This is a genomic window from Lactococcus sp. (assembly GCF_036648155.1).
GTDB lineage: Bacteria > Bacillota > Bacilli > Lactobacillales > Streptococcaceae > Lactococcus > Lactococcus cremoris.
Genome location: NZ_JAVXIY010000024.1, coordinates 1 through 852, shown reverse-complemented (window position 1 = coordinate 852; position 852 = coordinate 1). Strand labels below are relative to the sequence as shown.

Genomic DNA, 852 nt, shown 5'->3' with positions numbered 1-852 from the left:
AAAAACCTTCATCATTGATTGTTCCCATTAAACTTGCAGCCGTAAAGTTTTGTAGGCTGCTGGCATATTTAGAACGCGCAAAATTTTTAACAAAAAACATGCGCTTACCAAAAGACTCGGTAAAAATTTTAACCAACTTATCCTTTTCACGATAATTTTTAGTATACAGGACAAGCCCACGGGTTTCAACACTCTTCATTCTTATATTGTAAAGGCAGAGGTCTATCTTTGTCAAGAGACTTATCCTATGGCTTCTACACCAAAGACTGTTTATTGCTCAGATAAGTAAGATAACATACCATTAGTAAAATGACTTGCTCATCTTCATTCGATATAATAAAAAACAGCCTCGTCAAAAAGACGAGACTGTTTACTTTATAGTGCCCCCTGCAGGGCTCGAACCTGCGACCCATAGATTAAGAGTCTACTGCTCTACCAACTGAGCTAAGGAGGCTATTCACATGTAATAACTTACTTTATTAGTATAGCACTTTCAGTAAAAAATGCAAGAATTTTTGTATTTATTTCACCCCTTCTTCACAGCTCCATATAAGCTCATTCTGCGTCTTTTATGGACTATAGTAAAATGATATATGAACCAAGTTAAGAAAGCTTATAAAGGCGTTTTATAGCCTCTTAAACCGATAACGACAGATACTAAGAGAAGAACCAGGAGTATAAAAAAATATTTATAAATGCACAAAAAAAACACTGATTGAATGCCGTATGCTTACTCCAGTATTGAACCCGCCAAGAAGCCAGGTGGGTGTTCTCGCTTCAGATCAGCTGCTCTTACTTTATTCAGAGTCTTAACGCTATCGAATGTCTCTTGAACCCCTATGCAATACAAAT

The 852-nt window shown here is 36.5% G+C and carries 1 protein-coding gene and 1 tRNA gene; both read right to left on the bottom strand.

The features are described from left to right. Positions 1–199 (bottom strand): DNA repair protein RecO (gene recO / locus RSC39_RS11900; RefSeq protein ID WP_332537433.1); only part of this gene is annotated, 199 nt, incomplete at its 3' end. A gap of 182 nt (positions 200–381) precedes the next feature. After that, positions 382–454: transfer RNA gene (locus RSC39_RS11895), tRNA-Lys, on the bottom strand. Between the last annotated feature and the right edge of the window lie 398 nt (positions 455–852).